Source organism: Pseudomonas sp. MF08875, from assembly GCF_059862525.1.
In genome coordinates this window covers 1-15925 of record NZ_JCBCUW010000077.1, presented here as the reverse complement: position 1 = coordinate 15925, position 15925 = coordinate 1, and the positions used below count along the sequence as shown (strand labels likewise).

Below are 15925 nucleotides of genomic sequence, written 5' to 3'. Positions count from 1 at the left end.
CCTGAGTCAGCTGCCGGTAATGCGTAGTCATCTGCGCTTGAATCCTTCGGTGTGAGAGCCTGGATTCTACCGGTGGCTGGCTCTCTGCCTCTCGTTTCAAGCGTTGCGCTTATTCTATGAATTCAGGTTATGATGAAGTAAAACTCGAATATAAGTCTTTAATTTCATCCCTAACGCGCAGATCAGCTTTCCTCACGATGTTCGGTTTGTTTGAGCATCGCATTAATGGCTGCCTTGAAGAAATGATAAGTCTGTCCGGCTTTAGCGGGGATTTGAAATGCAAAGGATCAATTGAGAAATCTCACGTTATTTTGAAGAAAGGATTTGAGGCCAGACACATAGTCGATATTGACCATCTCACAGTCATTAGAAATATCATGATTCACAACGATGGGTTAGCCACTGACTATCACAAGACGGCTTGCAAGACAGAGAAGAAAACCGAATTTGAGAAAAGACTATTGAAAGCGGTTAAGCGGGCCGATGGGGTTGATGTAAACCCATTCAACGGTCTCATCGTTGATGAGCGATTCCTCCCATACGCAGTGAATGAATTCAATCGCTACGCTACAGAATTGGAAGAGGCAATCCAGAGCTACCATCGACAGAACCCACAGCCTTAGCTTTCTTCACTGTAATCGTCATGCGATGGGATCGTGCCGATACGGCCATCAATCTCCCTGAAATGAGCGCCGCCGTTAACGCCGAGGTAATCTGAATTTGAGACTCGTGAGTTTTCACCGATGCCATTGTCAGGCCGATAGACATCATCACGTTCCATTGAGAGCGGCACCCATCCGGTCCCATCACATTTGGTGCATCCCCCTCTCACACCACCATCGCCCCCACATCGAGGACACAGGGACTCGAGACGAGCTTTAGAGGGTGCAGGTGCGGGAGCCGATGAAATCGGCAGGACTGGCCCGGTAGGCTTTTTAATTCGCGGACTTCGAGGGGGATGAGGGTTAATTTTCGGCTCAGGCCGGTGATATTCACTGATGTGACGCTTCATGATGTGCTTTGCAATTTTGACATTGCAGATCGGACAAGGGGCGACCTCAATCTTGCTGCGTGGTGCAAAATCGGACGTAGGCCGGGAGTGGCCCGCATTCTGAGTTGAGCTTCCACGAGGGTTTGCTTTCTCGCCGAAGACGCTGAGTAACGCAGGCTGCACGCCACTATCAACGAGCTTCCGAAGCTTGGTCTTCGCCAACTCATTACCCTGCTCTGCGGCTTTCTTATACCAAGCTGCGGCTATCGAGTAGCTGAGATCTACCCCTGTGCCGGTGAAATAGAAGAAGCCAAGATTGCACTGGGCCGTTACCTCGCCCTGAGCGCCTGCTTTGAGCGACCAGAAGACCGCGAGGGACGCATCGGCAGTAATCCCTACCCCTTGCGCATAGCAAACCCCGAGGTTGCTTTGAGCCGCCGCGTGGCCTTGCTGTGCCGCCTTTCGATACCAACGAGCCGCGAGTTGATCGTCCTGCGAAACGCCGAAGCCGGTCGCGTAACAGACGCCAAGGTTGTATTGGGCTGGGGCGTATGCTTGCTTAGCCGCTTCTCGATACCAATGAACAGCCACCGTGGGGGCTTTACGTCCGGTTTGGCCATTGGCGAAGCGCACGCCGAGATTGAACTGATCGATAGGATCGTCCGGAGAGGAGGATGGGGGTGCGTTTCTCATTGAAATCAGTCCTTGATACCAGCCTGATGGGCAATCCTCGCTGTGCCATCATACTCATGCCATGCTGAGCTTAGAAACAGCTTCTGAAAGGTTTCTGAAAACGTTCAGAACCGAATCAGAACAGACTCGGTTTTGATTCTGAACAGATTCAGAACAAAAAAAACCGCCTCATCAGGGGCGGCTTTAAGACCAATCAGGTTCCCGTTCCTTGGGCTTAGCCTTCTCAGCTACGGGTTTGGTAGCGGTGCGGCAAGGCACAGGGTCACTGCCCCAGTTGCCAGAGCTGCGTGTGCTGATGACCGTGCTGTTCGTGTGACCAAGCCCCAAGCGTGCGCTACGGATCTTCAAGCGTATCACCAGCGACACAAGCAGATATGTCAGCGGGTGGATGATGATGAATGCATACATGAACGGGACTTCAAAGCTGCTACGAGTCGCAACGTAGTGAGCGCGTGCCTGACTGAGATCGAAGCGGCCACCGCCCAGCGCCTGCTGCTCTACAGTAAAGTCGAAGAAGCCGATCCCTGTGGCGTTCATGACGATGTAGCGGTATAGAAAGAACGCAGCGATGAGGCTCATAACGAGCTTGAAAGCGCCGAGCGTGGATTCGAGAGCTTGCTCACGACTACTCATAGCTTTTCCTCCATCTTTCTGATGATGACCAGCACAGGCGCAAGGACCACACCGAAAAGCACGGGAATGGCTGCCATATGAACATCGTAGTTATGGTCAACGAAGATACGCCCCATCGCAGTGAAAAGGCGAACACCGGGAGTCAGATTCAAAGCACCATATAGGAGAGCACATGAAAGCAAAGTCACAAGAATCTTGTCGCCATGGTTTTTGAATTGAGAGGAAAGCAGCTCTCTCTTAGTTATTTTATAGCTCATTTGCTTACCTCCTTACGATTAGCATTTTCTCCTTTCACTGAAATTATACCATATTAAAAAACGAATCAAGATCAACAGCGATGAAAAACAATGCCGTTAATCGGCATTATCTAAATCGGTGCATAGCGCTTTCGACTCTTCCAAAGACCTCTTCACTATTAAAATCTTTCGATCCTGAAACGCTCATTAATTTTTCGAACTCTATAGACACTTTCTTCAGCGCTGCGTCCAAGCCGATAGTCGCTGAAAGATAAAAGATTTGGACAATTGAGAACTGGATAGCGACTGAGATCACTGTATTTAGAACTGAGCCATCGTTGTAGACCACCGAATCACTTACTGTGTAAACCAGCTCGTTCAGCAGCGGGAGCATCAAGCTAACGGCCCCAAGGTTCAAGAACAGTAATGCAGCAGAAAGAGATGGATTGATCAGCAGCCAAAGACTGTTCATCAGGAAAGCGAAATGCACATTCATCGCTCCCTCTTGGTCCCTGCTCGTAGAGGAAAACATGAATATAGAGGCAAGCATCATCACGCCTATTTTCACATAAATATAAAAGGCCGTGAGTGTTGTGCGGCTGATCGACAACAGAAAGGTGATAAACGGATAGATTGCGCAGATAGCCACAGTGGCGGTAATTATCAAGGCAAAGCTCACGACAAGCGAAGCGAACTCCAACCCAGCCTGAGCAGCAGGCAACGAAAGGGTATTTGCAGCTTGGCTGCCCGTCTTTAATATGATCAATGCAGCGCTGAGATTATTGAGGTAAGTAAGCGTGTCGCTCATAAAGCTCGAAACCCGATTCAGCTGTGGCGTTATACATTTCTGCATCTCCGCTTGGGAAGCGTAACAGCTTGAAAAGCTGAAACCACTGCGCTGATAGATTTGAGAAATGGCATCATTCCCAGCAGAAATTAGCATCTGTTTTATTTGCAGGGCTGTCGATTGCTCGTCTCGCAACGCAGCAAGCGAAGACGTATAGTCGAAAAGATTCGAGCGCTTCACCATCTCATCGAAATTCGAAAATCTCGCACGCTTCTCATCTTCAGACATGCTCTGAATCGTGCTAACCGTCGCTTGCATGTCATTGTTATTGACTGTGATTTTCTGAAACTCAGACATGATTGAGCTTTGAATTTTTTGAAGCCCGCTATGCTCGTTGAACAAACCGACTGTGGCTGATAGCAGATCTGTGATTTTGAAATCAGCCTGAGAGTAATTCTTCTGCTCAGCATCAGCGAACGCGGAAAATGAATCAGCAAAAGCGGCAATGGCCGCTGCCTTCGCGGCTCTGATCTCTGACGCCTCAACGTCTACGTGAGGGAGGAATGACAGCCTACTCTTCTCATCAACGACGACCTTCCCAGCTTTATCCTTGTTCAAGCAGAACTCATAAGCGAGGCCGTAATCAGCCCACATGTGGCGGCGGTCATCTACGTCGAGCGTCTGACTGCACATCTTCTGATTCATCATGTATGCGACAGCATTGGCTGCGTCAGCGAGCTTCGTGAAGCCAGCGTCAATGTCCTTGTCAAAGCCGTTGTAGCCCGCAATCCCGGCGTTGTAGCTCCTGACTCCCGCGACCTTCATGCATGCTTTGGTGCGCACCACAGCACCGTCAAACAGCAATCCGCTCTTCTGCACAGAAGGCTTCACCTCAGTGTTCTGGATGCACTGGTTGAAGGCATCAGGGTTGAACAAAAACGCTGCTCCATCGAATCGAGTGCCCACAATGACCTCTGCATTCTCTCTACGTGTGTTGTTCATCGCGTTGATGACCAGCATGTCAAAGATCGGTGCTGACGCAGCTATGAGCTGCTGACGTGCTACGGACTGAGCAGCCGCTGAGTCATTAGCGCTGACACTGACCCAAATCGAATAGAGGTGAACGAAGAAGCCGCAAAGGATTGCCAGCCCAGCAAAGAGACAAGCAAAGATCACGTTCGACAGATACGGAAGGCCACACATCAGTAGCACCCCCAATGGGCTGAGAAATGCGTAGACCAGCCCGGTCTGATTCTGCAGAAATTTGTCGGACGTTTTGAGGTGATAGATCGTTTTACAGCCGTATGAGACGGCAAAAAGGATGAAGATCCAGCGGAGAAGCGTCGCGATGATGTTGAACACGAAAGCGAGTGGCCCTGTTGGCGTATCAGACGGTTCGAACTGAATGTCGGTAGGAAGCCAATCGACTCCGAAATTCTTGGCAAGGCTACCCACTGAGTTCGTGATGTAGCTTGCTAACGCCGCAGTCGTCTCGTTCATGACGCTTTTGCTGAACACTTTGCTCACTCCCAACTTCATGACCATAGAGGGAGTGCAAAGCGAGATATTGTCTTTTGTCACACTCGCACATTGCTCAGAAACATCAGCATCGCGCTTTACTGACTCTGCAGTTTGAGTAGCAGCATTTGAAATTGCCGTCAATGACATAAGCATCATTAGCAGCAGTGTTTTGATGAATTTCATTATTTGAAATATTTGTTTCTTGTATTATACCATCTCGAAACCGCTTTCCCTCCCCATAACACTTAAAATTATCAATATCTCGATTCAACATTATCCTCATGTATTTCTAACCCCCCCCCATACTGGGGGAGATGATTTCTATTCAGAAGGCTCACTCCCGAAATGCTTTCTCGCAGCCTGAACGAGCTGCTTTCTTTTTTCTGTCCTCTCATCGCGTTTAGCGCGGGCATGCTTACTCGTTGCCTGCTGCACAATCTGATTCAGCTCTTTTTCAGAGATACCATGAAGCTGCTGAGCCGCATTCATTAGCTGAGGATCACGCAATCGAATCATCAAGAACTCAATATCTTTATCGACAGCCGCTTTCACTTTGAAGAGCTGTGCTATTTCGTCTGTCTTCTCATCAGCAAATCTCATCAACATGTATGCGACTACGCAAAAAATAACCATAATCATGACGGTCATTACAACGTTAGCTATCAAACCTTTTCCGGCAGTCAAGCTGATTATCATGAGCATCGTGCTATCCAACTCAAGATTTAGTAACAATACAATCGAGACAAACATGAACAGCGCAAAAACCCCTACAGAAATTAGCTCAAACACAAGCTCCATAGCAACATCCTTAATCGGAGCAAATATTCTATTTGGCGCTGGCTCAAGCATGGTTAACGACGTAGCTATAATGAGCTTAGCGACTATAAACACGATATTCATCAACTGCTTTATCATTCGAATCATAATCATGACTACGAAATATGATGGTAAAACCACAACAAGGACGAACCCTACCGCAAGCTTGAACCAAGCAATCGACATCTGAGCAGAGGCGACGATATAGAGAGCAATTAGGATCGCATGCGCAATCTTCGCACCGATTCCCCCGAGCACCTTCGTGAATGTAGTGATACGTGAGGCGTCACCAACCGTAGCCGCTGCAGATTTTTCGGTAGCACTCAACGCATCAGTATCAACGCCGCCCCCAGCATCCCACAGTTGCAGAATCGTCCCAAGCGCGGTTTTGATCGTGAACGTAGTGAGAGCATCATTGATGAACTCGCCTCCCATCATCATCAATCCCACAGGGATGCTCACTCGGTCATTCGTTGAGCAGCGCGCAGGCTCAGCGCGGCAGAACGAGGCTCCCTCTGAGACAGACATATTCATGGGTAGGCCCAACATGAGCTTCAAGGCCGTATTGTCTGTGCCAAAGAGCTTGTCCACCATTTGCTGAAAGCTGAGGCTCACGAGTGCTTCGAGCGTGCTCTCGTTCTCATCAGTCGAAGGCTGAATATTGACGATAGGGGAAGCTAACAAGCTGGCATAGCTGATCTCAGGGTATGTCGTGACGGACCTTTCGTGCATCTCTCCGTTCACTTTCTCATCAGTCGTGCCTGTGAAAATCTCTTCTGCGACGAAATTGTCTTTATGAGCGGGGCCGTTGTATTGAACGAAAAGGGTATTCGAAATGCCAGTGAATGCATCCTTTTTCTGTTTTTGAATCTTAACGACGAGCGAGAAATTCGCAGCAGCACCTATGATTCCCGCTCTCAAATTCTTGACCATCTCAGATGCAAATTGGGATGCAGCACTTTGATCTTCAAGAATCGCAGCTCTCATTGCTTCCTGAATTTTGTTATATACATATGTTGTTGCGAAGAACCATTGCATCTGCTTTGTTCTGTAATACAGCGCATCTTCAATGTGCTCACTGCCAAGATTTTTGAAAGTCCCATCGTCATCGAGATAGACACACTGGCTGGCGAAGGCAGCTTGCATTCCATTCACCCCTTTCACTATGTCTCTGAACGCTGTGTCAGCAGGAATGGCGTTGTATGCATCGACAGATGCACGCACTGCTTTATTGTCATCCCACGCGACAGTGCAAAGCTCATTGAGCTTGGCAAGGGTGATCTGACGCACAGCATGCTTCATGACTTTTGAGATGATGTCGCCGCCGTTACCCAGCATATTCATATCAGCGCCAATGTAGCCGCTATACGCCGCTTTATAGACTGATGAAGAGGCAGCAAGGAGGTTAGATGTGTCTTTAATTCCTATCTCATCTGGCTTGTAATATTGCTTGACGAGGCTCTTTGCATCAGCTTTGTATTGCGCGATTATTTTCTTGCTGTAAATCTCTAAATATGGATCTTGATAGACATTTGTAGAATCGACGCTGCCATTCGAGATCAACTCATAAAACGCCTCATCATTTCCAATCATAGAGATGTAATTGAATGTCTCATTGCCAAGTGATTTCGCTGCATTCTTCTGAATATCACGAAGCTGAGAGATGAATGTTCCGTCATTCATGCTTTCTCCGTTATTACGCTCAAAATTTACTCCAACAGCATTGTTAAAGTTAATAACGCCGAAGCTATGTTTATAACCCCACGTCTTGCGCTCCCAAAGCTTGAGTGATGGCGCGTTGAATTTCACATCGTAGTTGTTCGCAGTAGCGTAGAAATTCACCATGTTGCGCCAGCTCGACGTTACGTCAACGTTCACATCGCCCAATCCATTTGGTGTCACGTCAGCTTCTGCTGATTCAAGAATTCTGTCCGCGACCTCCTTCTTACTATATGACCCGACCAATCCCGCGTCAGCCATGTTCGCAAAATTGAACGCTATCAATGCTTGACGTGTGTTCCTGAAAACCGCTTGGTCGATTTTGACCATTCCCCCCACCGCATAATAGTTTTTCTGGAGAGATGTATCGTCAAGAGCGGAGGTGTTTTTCAAATCCGTCGATTGAAGCGAAAAGGAAAGGCCAGTCCAGTTCACCATTGCCATAATCGCTAAAACGGCATTCACTGCAAGATAAGCAATCACGTTTATGAGCACAAACAGCGCTATCAAGAGCCACGCCTTCTTTGCTATTGCGCTCTCAAATACGCCTCGAACGTCTTCAGACTGAAGCTTAAAAACCATCGTGATTAAGTAACCCACAGAACCCAGCGCAAGTGCACCTGAAAGAATCAAGGAAAATATGAAATAGGTTTCAAAAAACGGGTCGCGCTGGATCTCTTTTGTAAAGCCGAGATCCTTTACGAATGGCATGAATGAGTCCGTGCCGAAAACTTTCCCAAAAATGTTCGGACCAGGGTCATCGTTTAAAAGGTAGGGACCGCTTCTGACAGCGCTTATTTCGAGGTTCTTGCCAAGCTCAATGCTGCCAATGTTGGAAATCTCAGCCCCGAGGAATGTCCCGTTCGCATCCCCCGGCACCGTTTCGTCAGCAGCATTGACGACGCTGCATGTGAACATAATCACCATAGCAGCCAGAATTATTTTAATGCTCATGTTTTAATATAGTTGTTTCTGTAATTATACCATTCTCATTTCTTCATTCCGTTGATTAAGAGAATAAAAATCCCGCCGAACGCGAGATTTATTTTGACGGTCAGAGGTATCTACAAATCGTAAGATACGCTGTGTTCTGCCTTCGTCTAATGTAGTTACTAAAAGTCAACACGCAGACTGCTGCAAAAGCAACAACACCAGTGAAGCCACTTAAGCTGAAACTAAGCATTTCTATGTAGGTGAGGAACACGGCAGCAAATGCGAAGGTAGGGACGTAGAAGCTCCACAGCAAATCATTGAGCAAAACGTTCCTTGCCTTTTTACTATCGTATATTTTCTTGTCTTTAAATGCTCTGCAAATAACATCAAAATTCAGCGTCTTTGGAGAAAATGATTCGTTATTCTTGATTTGTCTCGCGTATTTATTTCGAAGCTCGCCGCTGAGGAAACAGATGTTCAATGAGAAGTAGCTGAACCAGCTCGTTGCAAGCGTGCAGAACAGCAGACAGACGGCGAGCGTAGGGCCAGTGAAGCCTTTCACCAGTCCAGTAACTACGAACAGAAAAATAAGCCCAGCAAACGCAGGGAGAGCTACGATACGAAGGAGAATAAACCACGCAGCGGTGAAGTTTGAGATAGCTCGATTTGCTCTGTGCCTTTCATCTAAATCAGCGTATGTCGAAGCAGATGAATCGGGATTTATCTCATCAAATAGTTCGTCATAAAAATTATTTGATTCTTTGAATCGTGCAAGCATCACTTGCAAGGTATTTTTGATTTTCATATTTCTAATATTTTGTTATGCGTTCATTATACCATGCCAAAAATTAAAGCAAGGTTGAACGCAAAATAAATATCAGAAACAGTCCATCAGGCGAGCGATAAACCCGCCCTCTGAATCAAGAGTTACGGGCTTCCCATGTAGCTAATAAAAATAATGCCGTCGAACCGGAGAGGTTAACAGCCAGCTCTGCATGGCGAGGCGCTGCTCTCACACCTGCTTTCCCCTTACCATGCGCATCGCTGAGCCGATTCCGAAGCGAGCCAAGACCTTCGACGACAGCTGTGCAGCCGCCGAGGATCTGCTTGAACACTACTTCCTCGTGCTGCGCCTTAGTCAGGTTGAGCAGCGATGCTGTCTGCTTGTAAAGCTTGTTTAGATCTGGAGTGGATTCGTGATCGGTCGCCCCGGCTTCGTCGAGTATGTGCTTGCAAACAGACTCCAGTAAGGTGCGTGCCATCGTGATGGCTCCTTCCGGGTCGCTTGCACGACGCTCCAACGCTTTCCGCCACGCCGAGGTGACATGCTCGGCATCGAATCGCTCCAGCGCATCCAGAACAGCTTCATCAGCCGGGTATCGCTCTTGCTTTTCGAAGAATTCGAACACAGGCCCGAGTTGCTCATAGATGAAAGCCTTTCGCTCCACATACCCCGCAAATTTAGGCTTGATGAACAGCCAAAAATGTTCGAGCGTTCGATGTGTTTTTAGCCAGCCCGGCAGTAGCTCAGCCACCTCTGACTCGTCGATCAGCTTCTTGCGATGCAAGGTGAACGGGAGATCATCAGCAGGTGTGTAACGTCCGGTCGCTCGGGCAAGCAAAAGCGTCTGCAACGCCTGTAGGTCTTCGGCCAGTGGATGCATCACTCTACCCCTAAATTTGGTTTCCGAACGGGTCCATCACTTTTCAGTTTTGATCACACCGGGAAACTCATTGAAACCGGTTGAGTTGAAGAAAGACATACGATTTTGCAAATTCACCAAATCAAATCTTGCGCTATGGTGAAACTTCGGCTTTACCGTAGGCGACCAAAGAGCAAATAATGTTTCGAGTTCGATATTCAGAGCGGACGCATCAAGCGACCTACATGACTGTAAAGTTTTGTGCTTTACCGATGGGAACTTTAATTTGAAAATTTCATTATAATGAGGCTGAAAATATCTAATTAGACCAGCCTCAACCATCGCAATCTTTTGCTTCTTATCTGGCGGATTCCGTATAGCACCCATAAGGCGAGTTTCATTCGAATTATCATTGATGGCACCATCAGCTCTTCCATCCATCGAAATTAGAACCTGGCCCTCATCAAATTGCATCATGAAAATAACAATTTCATTATCCGGTGTATTATGTGCGGACAACGCCAATATTTTTTGAAACGTCGCATGATTCATAAGTCGCTGCTGAGCTGATCGATTGCCCTGACCAATAGCCTGACCAACATACAAGACCTCACAGCGATTCAACACCCCTCCACTGGCTTCAGGCGCCATCTGAGATGCAAGCACTGATGCAGGAATATAGCGCACCTCTTTACCACCTTCATCGCAAGTTGAAAGCTCTCGAAAAGGATAAACACAGCTAATTCCAACAGCACCATCAACTAATGAAAGCGGATACTCGCTGAACTCTATTTGTGTTTCTACACCTGAGATTTTGTAGGCAATCTTTCCCGAGAGATATTCGCCCTCATGTTTCAAACTGTCAGCGATAAAATAAGGATTGGGACGAGTGGCGATTATGTATATATGACACTTGTCTAACTCATCCTGCCCGTCGTCTAATACCCCACCAGCCATTAGCTGATTCGCAGTTACCATTACCGCATAGCTGGCTTGGTAGCTGTAAGCATATTCAGTGACATTCTTTCTTTTCATAAACTTCAAAAATCCATTTAAAGCGTTTTGTTTTATGAGTGCAGTGCCCTGTCAATGGCCGGGTGACGCCGTATGGCATTCTACCTCAAAAATGCATGACCGGAAGCTGAACGCATGACTGACCGGAAAAATCACCCGCCCTGCCCTTTTCTTGACCGAAAACGCTTAGCCCTCTTGACCGAAAAAAGATCTTCTTTTTTAAAATCAAAAAATCAAAGCAAGCAAGGAAGGTTCAATTCCGGTCAAACCCGCAATTGAAAGGCTTAACGCGCTCCGCTTGTATTTTTCTACAATCCTGTTTTTGCTTAACGTGCTTTTTTGGAAATTCAATATGGTAACATTACTCATATAACAACTATTACACATCATGAGTAATTCAAAAACTGTAGAGCTTCAATCTAAGCTCATAGAAATACAATCCAATTTAGCATCTGTCATCGAGGCAATCACAAAGCAAGAAACCAAGATTACTCGCTTGCAATCAGAGGGCTACAAGCTTACGCAAAAGGCTAAAACGCCCGGTCTTTCGTCAGACGTAAAATCGAGCATAGAATTTGAGGCTGAGACTAAAGACGCTGATATTGAAAAGGCACAATCTGACCTCAAATCACTCAGGGACAAACGAGCTAAAATTTCCAACGCCGAAAGGGTTCAGATTGAGAAAATATCAGTCACTGAAACGGTCAGAAAATACTACTCAATCGCTGAGCTATACAGCATTGAAACTGATAGCGACTTCGACCGCTTCACTCACATTTTGAAAGAACACAAGAGTGCCGTGGGCCTCTCCTCACTCGACGATTTAGAGATTGCTTTAAGCAGCAACAATGCCAGTCAGTATTCACAATAAAGTCCACTGGTGAATACAATGAATGACACAAAATCCAAAAAGCATTTGCAAGACAGATGCACGCTCAGCTTCAAGGAAAACTTCTTCAAGCTCGCAGCCCTCAGCGGGGCTGTTCGAGTTAGAACGAAGCGCACTGGCGACAAGGTTGTGAGTAGCCGAGGCATCAGCGATTTCCTTGACGAAGCAGCGGCTAACGGCTTCGTTGAGCTTAAGAGAAATGACGTATTGCTCGAGAGAGTCAGCGGTGCCTTGGTCAACGCAAACTCTAACATCACTCAGCTCTTCCACATTGTCAAAAATGACTCTGTGAAAATCAAAGGGAACGAGTCGATTCAAGTCAGAACATTCGTCAGCAAATACTACAGACTTAACGAGCCTCATTTTGCTTTTTTAACAGACATTCGTAAACGTCAGCCAGTGTCACACCTCATCGGCTCTGACTCATCCTTCAAGCAGATGGTTGATGCTTTGAAAAGCGAGCACGAGGTAAAGCCCGCAACGACGAGGCTGCACTTCGAGCTATCAGGCCGAGGCTTCGAACGATTTCAAGGCGAAGGAAAATCCGGCTTAAAGCCTATCGACAAGATTCTCTCATTTCTCGACACAGTTGCGCTCAGAGTCACCGCTTTGCAGGTAAGTGAATCGGAGCAGCATAGACTCGATATCCTCTTCAAGCATTACGAAGATTTGAACGAGGTGGTGAAAGACCTAAATAAAGCGATCTACATGGACAGAGAAAAGCACACGAAGACATTTTCAATCGTCGATGCAGCACGAAAAATAATCACATTAACAAAGGAGATTGAGGCTCTTAAATAAAATGGCAGTTGCACTATTAAAACAGACAGAGAAAGGCCAGCCCAAAAATGTCAAAAGCACACCGTCGGTTCACACGCACGCAGAAGCCAAGGACCATACCATTTACCTTTTTGAGCGAAAAATTGTCAACGGCGTGAACGTGCATGACGGCGTGGAATTCTTTGAGACGAACATGCCGATTGGCATGCTACCACCGTCCCTGACTGACTCCACTGACGTGACTAAATACAGGGAAGACTATGGTCACGTAGTAGCCGATTTCCTTGACGGTTACGCTGCTCAGAACAGAGACAAGACTTACGCAAAACCCAATCCGCTGATCGCTTTCAAGTGGGTGCTTTCGTTCAAGCAAGACGAGCTTGCGCACTTCGAAACTGACGAAGAGAAGGCGACCTTCATGAAGGAGCGCGCCAAAGACTATCTGGTCGCAATGGGCTGCACGAATAGCAACGAATTCTTCTACGCTTTGGCTCCGCACCTCAAGGACGAGAACCCACACGTTCACATCATCCAATCCGCTTACAAGAAAGACGGCAACCTGCACAACTTCTTCATCGGTAAGCGCTTTGACGGCGGCATCACAGACGTATTCGCTGACGTGTCCTACAAGCATGAGCAGCAGTATCCGTTCCTCGCTCGCAACGAGCACAAGACGAGGGACAAGCACCTTCAGATCTCATTGGACAAAGTAGGGAAAGCGGCAGGGCCGGATGCAGGAATCTACAACCTGATTGCTGATCTCAGCAGCGCGTATGACGCTGAAAGCTACTCACATGCCAAGGTCAAGGCGACTCTCGAAGCCGCTGGCTACTCGATGCAGTCACACCGTAAAAACGGAAAGATGCAGGACATTTATCTGATCCGCAACGCAACCGATAAGCTCGACCAGCGCAGCTACAAATCCATGCCTTTGGAGCTGAAAAAATTCTTGGAGATGCACGAGTTCCACGCCTACGTGAAGAACAAGCATAAGGTAGATATTTCGTCAGTGACGGCCAAGGCGATAGCGCTCACCAGAGCCATGCAGGACGGGAAGATCGATGAGCTGAATCAGAAGCTCAGAGATGAGTTCAACGTCATGCTCGTGCCGTCCAAAGGGGCCGGAAAATTCCACTCGTGGAGCCTGTATTACGGCGACATTGACGAGCGCATACCGCTACCCAAGCTGGGTTTCGAAACGAAGCTGCAGATCAACAAATCGACCCAGCAACCCATGCAGCTTCTCGACATTTCTGATGAGCAATTCAAAGCGCTTGTGGACGAGCAATCGACCATCAGCGCATCGCTTAAAGAGTTCAAGCAGCGTGCCAGAGCATCACGCTCGAAGCCGCATAGGCCATACACCCGTTTCGCCTACCTCGACGACGAAACGACTGAGGAATTCATCGCCCGTATGCGCGTGGAAAGCGTCATGAACGCCCTCACCCGCCATCAATATCTGAACAACACACTCTACTCAGATTTCAACAAGCGAGAGATGTGGAAACGCAAGAGCGAGAACGAGTATGAAATGCTGCAGAGCAACAAATCGTCAGCAGACAGCCTCATCGCTCAGATCGTCGCATCAGGGAACGACCAAATCGAATTCGTGGGCACGGCCTGCCCGGAGATCCAAGCACAGCTTTACCTTGCGGCCATGCGTGCAGGTGTGGAAGTGAAACACTACGCGCCATCCCCAGCGCTTATTGAGCAAGCACAGCAGGAGGCAGAAGCGACTTACCGCAAGACCGTTGCTGCAAACCTCACAAAAGTCGATGCCCGCATTGCAGCGGACCTGGCCGACCCGGACAAGCCTCAGCACAAGGTGTTCTTGCAAGCGAACAGCCGTCTTCGTAGAGAAGTAGACCAGATGCCGCGCCTCTATGGTGCTCTCTATGGCTTGCACAAGGGATTGGAGGTGTCAGCGTTCGCATATATCGAGAGCGTGCAGCAGATCCCACCGGAGGACGTGCAGAAGGTTGTGAAGGATGCACAGCAGGATCTACAGCTCACCGATGAGCAGATACGCAGTTATCTCATAGCGTTGGGAATCGAGATAGCAGAAGACCCGGTGAACGAGGTTGAGCAGCAGATCCAGCCGAAGCATCGCCCAGCTCAGGTAGCATCGGAACAGCAATCAAAACTGAACGCTCAGCCAAGCAACAAAAAGCCAGCTCAACCGCTTATGCAAGCAAAGCCCGATAGCCCCGGTCGAGATGAGCGCAGAAACAGAGTCAAACCCCAATGAGGGGTTTCATTTTGCATCCGTAGGTATGGACTCAACTGCCTCAATGAAGGTTTTCAGAGCAGAGACATTCAGCTTCGTATTGCCGAATTTTGCGGGTTTCCCAACGTTCATCCAAGGGTAATTCAGCTTATTCTTCAAGGCGTTCAGCGACCTATTGAATTGTCGATTCTGAATCATGGCTCTATCGACGTTGAATTTCACAGTTAAAAAGAAATCACTACATTCGATGATGGAAACGTATGGGGTGCGAGGTAAATCTTCGATATTCATTGCGTACTGGATTTGTTTCTCAACATTATAGCATTTGAGAAAAGCAAAACCGCCCATTGCGGGCGGCACATGAACAAAAATTCAGAACACTTTATCTTTGAATCTTTCTCTTGCAGAAACAGGTTTCTGGATTTCATTTGTAGGTTTCAAATAAATCACATCTCCCGGCTTATTAATTATGAACAGCCGATTTTCAGAGTCCAAACCCAAATCAAACTCATAAGGCTTTTTTTCATTCCGTTCAAATTTTTTGATGAAGATGGCATCAGAGTATTTACTCTGACGATACGAAGAGGTTTGGGCGTTGAGCTGACGCCCCGCCACATAACCTGTCACATCAATAAATACCAACCCCTGAATATCGCTCTGTTTACCAACATACTTCACATCATTGGAGCCAAGCCTTTTGAAACTGTATGCATACTCAGTCCCATTAAATACGGTGACAAAATATTTGGCAGACGTTGCTACATCAAGAATTTTATTACCCAGCCCTTGAACACTGATGCTCGGCGCTTTTGGGTCATAGCTCGATGCGAGCTGCACTGGCTCTTTGGGAGCCTCAGCGAAAGCATTCAACGATAGCGTTGCAGCAAGAACAGTAAAAATCCTTTTCATTATTAACCTCGGCGGTTGCAGGATCTGAGTGCAACACGGTTATTGAATTGAAGCGGGAGCATCATGCCGCATCACCACGGCTTCTTGCATCACTTCGCCCATCACCTCGATCGGGCATTTGAAGTCGAAGCGTT

The 15925-nt window shown here is 47.6% G+C and carries 14 protein-coding genes; 4 read left to right on the top strand and 10 right to left on the bottom strand.

Going from position 1 to position 15925, the window contains the following annotated elements:
- The first annotated feature begins 116 nt into the window (after nt 1–116).
- Nucleotides 117–623 (top strand): hypothetical protein, encoded by a 507-nt coding sequence (locus AC19YT_RS26900; RefSeq protein WP_500611307.1) that lies wholly within the window; start codon nt 117–119, stop codon nt 621–623.
- Here AC19YT_RS26900 and AC19YT_RS26895 read toward each other — a convergent pair.
- From AC19YT_RS26895 to AC19YT_RS26860, 8 genes are all read right to left on the bottom strand, one after another.
- Entirely contained in the window at nt 620–1684 is a 1065-nt protein-coding gene (locus AC19YT_RS26895; protein WP_052439782.1) for a tetratricopeptide repeat protein, read from the bottom strand. The genes AC19YT_RS26900 and AC19YT_RS26895 overlap by 4 nt on opposite strands.
- Nucleotides 1685–1867: 183 nt before the next feature.
- On the bottom strand, nt 1868–2317 hold the full coding sequence (locus AC19YT_RS26890) for a hypothetical protein (RefSeq protein WP_044272838.1): 450 nt from the start codon (nt 2315–2317) through the stop codon (nt 1868–1870).
- Nucleotides 2314–2574, bottom strand: coding sequence for a hypothetical protein (locus tag AC19YT_RS26885; RefSeq protein WP_044272837.1), 261 nt, complete (start codon nt 2572–2574; stop codon nt 2314–2316). The genes AC19YT_RS26890 and AC19YT_RS26885 overlap by 4 nt, the downstream gene beginning before the upstream one ends.
- Nucleotides 2575–2680: 106 nt before the next feature.
- Nucleotides 2681–5044: a hypothetical protein gene (locus AC19YT_RS26880; protein ID WP_500611306.1), complete on the bottom strand. Its 2364-nt coding sequence runs from the start codon at nt 5042–5044 to the stop codon at nt 2681–2683.
- Between the two features lie 138 nt (nt 5045–5182).
- Nucleotides 5183–8350 carry a hypothetical protein gene (locus tag AC19YT_RS26875; protein WP_044272835.1) on the bottom strand — a complete coding sequence of 1056 codons (3168 nt, stop codon included), beginning with the start codon at nt 8348–8350 and terminating at the stop codon, nt 5183–5185.
- Nucleotides 8351–8450: 100 nt separating this feature from the next.
- Entirely contained in the window at nt 8451–9134 is a 684-nt protein-coding gene (locus tag AC19YT_RS26870; protein ID WP_044272834.1) for a hypothetical protein, read from the bottom strand.
- Nucleotides 9135–9249: 115 nt separating this feature from the next.
- Nucleotides 9250–9993: an abortive infection family protein gene (locus AC19YT_RS26865; protein WP_044272833.1), complete on the bottom strand. Its 744-nt coding sequence runs from the start codon at nt 9991–9993 to the stop codon at nt 9250–9252.
- A 36-nt stretch (nt 9994–10029) separates the two neighbouring features.
- The gene (locus AC19YT_RS26860; protein WP_044272832.1) at nt 10030–11007 is read right to left on the bottom strand and encodes a hypothetical protein; all 978 of its coding nucleotides are present in this window, start codon (nt 11005–11007) and stop codon (nt 10030–10032) included.
- A 367-nt stretch (nt 11008–11374) separates the two neighbouring features.
- Between AC19YT_RS26860 and AC19YT_RS26855 the strand changes: the two genes are divergently transcribed.
- From AC19YT_RS26855 to AC19YT_RS26845, 3 genes are read left to right on the top strand one after another with little or no spacing between them, the layout of a single operon-like run.
- Nucleotides 11375–11857: a hypothetical protein gene (locus tag AC19YT_RS26855; RefSeq protein ID WP_044272831.1), complete on the top strand. Its 483-nt coding sequence runs from the start codon at nt 11375–11377 to the stop codon at nt 11855–11857.
- Nucleotides 11858–11875: 18 nt separating this feature from the next.
- On the top strand, nt 11876–12676 hold the full coding sequence (locus AC19YT_RS26850) for a hypothetical protein (protein WP_044272830.1): 801 nt from the start codon (nt 11876–11878) through the stop codon (nt 12674–12676).
- A 1-nt stretch (nt 12677) separates the two neighbouring features.
- Complete coding sequence (locus AC19YT_RS26845; RefSeq protein ID WP_044272829.1) at nt 12678–14903, top strand: hypothetical protein; 2226 nt, start codon at nt 12678–12680, stop codon at nt 14901–14903.
- Between the two features lie 6 nt (nt 14904–14909).
- Here AC19YT_RS26845 and AC19YT_RS26840 read toward each other — a convergent pair whose 3' ends face one another.
- Nucleotides 14910–15173, bottom strand: a complete 264-nt coding sequence (locus AC19YT_RS26840) for a hypothetical protein (RefSeq protein ID WP_152641146.1) — start codon at nt 15171–15173, stop codon at nt 14910–14912.
- An 81-nt stretch (nt 15174–15254) separates the two neighbouring features.
- The gene (locus AC19YT_RS26835; protein WP_052439781.1) at nt 15255–15791 is read right to left on the bottom strand and encodes a hypothetical protein; all 537 of its coding nucleotides are present in this window, start codon (nt 15789–15791) and stop codon (nt 15255–15257) included.
- Nucleotides 15792–15925: the final 134 nt, after the last annotated feature.

Excerpts from the sequence above, each read along its gene's own strand:
- AC19YT_RS26900 (WP_500611307.1), top strand. The coding sequence starts at position 117 with ATGAATTCAGGTTATGATGAAGTAAAACTCGAATATAAGTCTTTAATT.
- AC19YT_RS26895 (WP_052439782.1), bottom strand. The coding sequence starts at position 1,684 with ATGAGAAACGCACCCCCATCCTCCTCTCCGGACGATCCTATCGATCAG.
- AC19YT_RS26890 (WP_044272838.1), bottom strand. The coding sequence starts at position 2,317 with ATGAGTAGTCGTGAGCAAGCTCTCGAATCCACGCTCGGCGCTTTCAAG.
- AC19YT_RS26885 (WP_044272837.1), bottom strand. The coding sequence starts at position 2,574 with ATGAGCTATAAAATAACTAAGAGAGAGCTGCTTTCCTCTCAATTCAAA.
- AC19YT_RS26880 (WP_500611306.1), bottom strand. The coding sequence starts at position 5,044 with ATGAAATTCATCAAAACACTGCTGCTAATGATGCTTATGTCATTGACG.
- AC19YT_RS26875 (WP_044272835.1), bottom strand. The coding sequence starts at position 8,350 with ATGAGCATTAAAATAATTCTGGCTGCTATGGTGATTATGTTCACATGC.
- AC19YT_RS26870 (WP_044272834.1), bottom strand. The coding sequence starts at position 9,134 with ATGAAAATCAAAAATACCTTGCAAGTGATGCTTGCACGATTCAAAGAA.
- AC19YT_RS26865 (WP_044272833.1), bottom strand. The coding sequence starts at position 9,993 with ATGCATCCACTGGCCGAAGACCTACAGGCGTTGCAGACGCTTTTGCTT.
- AC19YT_RS26860 (WP_044272832.1), bottom strand. The coding sequence starts at position 11,007 with ATGAAAAGAAAGAATGTCACTGAATATGCTTACAGCTACCAAGCCAGC.
- AC19YT_RS26855 (WP_044272831.1), top strand. The coding sequence starts at position 11,375 with ATGAGTAATTCAAAAACTGTAGAGCTTCAATCTAAGCTCATAGAAATA.
- AC19YT_RS26850 (WP_044272830.1), top strand. The coding sequence starts at position 11,876 with ATGAATGACACAAAATCCAAAAAGCATTTGCAAGACAGATGCACGCTC.
- AC19YT_RS26845 (WP_044272829.1), top strand. The coding sequence starts at position 12,678 with ATGGCAGTTGCACTATTAAAACAGACAGAGAAAGGCCAGCCCAAAAAT.
- AC19YT_RS26840 (WP_152641146.1), bottom strand. The coding sequence starts at position 15,173 with ATGAATATCGAAGATTTACCTCGCACCCCATACGTTTCCATCATCGAA.
- AC19YT_RS26835 (WP_052439781.1), bottom strand. The coding sequence starts at position 15,791 with ATGAAAAGGATTTTTACTGTTCTTGCTGCAACGCTATCGTTGAATGCT.